This window comes from Paenibacillus sp. LC231, from assembly GCF_001860525.1.
In the GTDB taxonomy this organism is placed as follows: domain Bacteria; phylum Bacillota; class Bacilli; order Paenibacillales; family Paenibacillaceae; genus Paenibacillus_AQ.
In genome coordinates, this window is record NZ_JFOM01000046.1 from 1 (window position 1) to 1258 (window position 1258).

Genomic DNA, 1258 nt, shown 5'->3' on the forward strand with positions numbered 1-1258 from the left:
AGATGCATGGTGAGACTGCCTTTACTAACGGCTATACAAATTATCCGGCAAGCTTTAAACTGGACGTACTCAATCATATGGCTCAATCAGACGCTTCTCTCATGGATACCGCTGCTTTGTTTAAGCTTCCGGACTTCTCCATGTTGTATTCCTGGCAGAAAAAGATGGAGACAGGCGGTTTAGAAGCCCTTGAGCCAACAAAGAAAGGGCGTCCATCCATGAAGAAAAATTCCAATTCGTCTACCAGACGATCCGTAGTTCAAGGGTCTGTCGAAGCACTCGAAGAACGTATCAAACAGCTTGAAATGGAAAATGAGTATCTAAAAAAGTTGAATGCCTTAGTTCGAAACAAGGAAAAATCACCAAACAAGACAAAGCACAAGCCGTCTGGCAACTAAGGCATAAATATCCGGTGAAGGCACTCGTACAGCTGGCTGGTATCCCGCGCAGCACCTATTACAACCTTATAAAGCGTATGAACCAACCCGATCCGAATGCCGAGTTGGGGGCTGAAATCCAGTCCATTTACGTGGAACATGATGGACGTTACGGATATCGCCGTATTCGTGATGAACTGGCAGTCCGAGGGTGGAAAGTTAACCACAAAAAGGTTCAGAGGCTCATGAAGAAGATGGGCCTTCAATGCCTGGTCCGCATGAAAAAGTATAAGTCATATAAAGGGACCGTCGGCAAGATTGCACCGAATCATCTGAACCGCCAGTTCACGGCTGGGGCGCCAAATGAGAAATGGGTGACGGACATTACAGAGTTTAAGTTATTTGGAGAAAAGCTGTATCTATCGCCAATTTTGGACTTATTCAACGGGGAAATTATCACCTATACCATGGGTTCACGACCAACCTATTCTCTAGTATCCGAGATGCTGGATGCAGGACTGAAGCGTCTGCCGGAAGAACACCAACTTCTCCTTCATTCAGATCAAGGATGGCATTACCAAATGAAGCCGTATCGCCATGCGCTTAAGTCGAGAGGCATTCTCCAAAGCATGTCACGAAAAGGGAATTGTTACGACAATGCCGTCATAGAGAATTTCTTCGGCATTCTCAAGTCGGAGTTTCTGTACTACAAAGAGTTTGAAAGTGTGGAACATTTTAAGGAAGAACTGAAAAAATATATTGAATACTACAATACCAAACGGTTAAAGGCAAAATTAAAAATGAGTCCGGTACAGTACCGAACTCATTTTGAGAAAGCTGCCTAATGAAATAACCGTGTCTAACTTTTGGGGGTCACTTCA

1 protein-coding gene is annotated in these 1258 nt (G+C 44.3%); it reads left to right on the top strand.

Going from position 1 to position 1258, the window contains the following annotated elements:
• A protein-coding gene (locus AK95_RS25500; RefSeq protein WP_162487653.1) for an IS3 family transposase occupies positions 1–1222 on the top strand; the annotation gives its coding sequence in 2 pieces (ribosomal slippage) (positions 1–321 and positions 321–1222; 1223 coding nt annotated over the 2 pieces). This gene is flagged as partial in the annotation.
• Between the last annotated feature and the right edge of the window lie 36 nt (positions 1223–1258).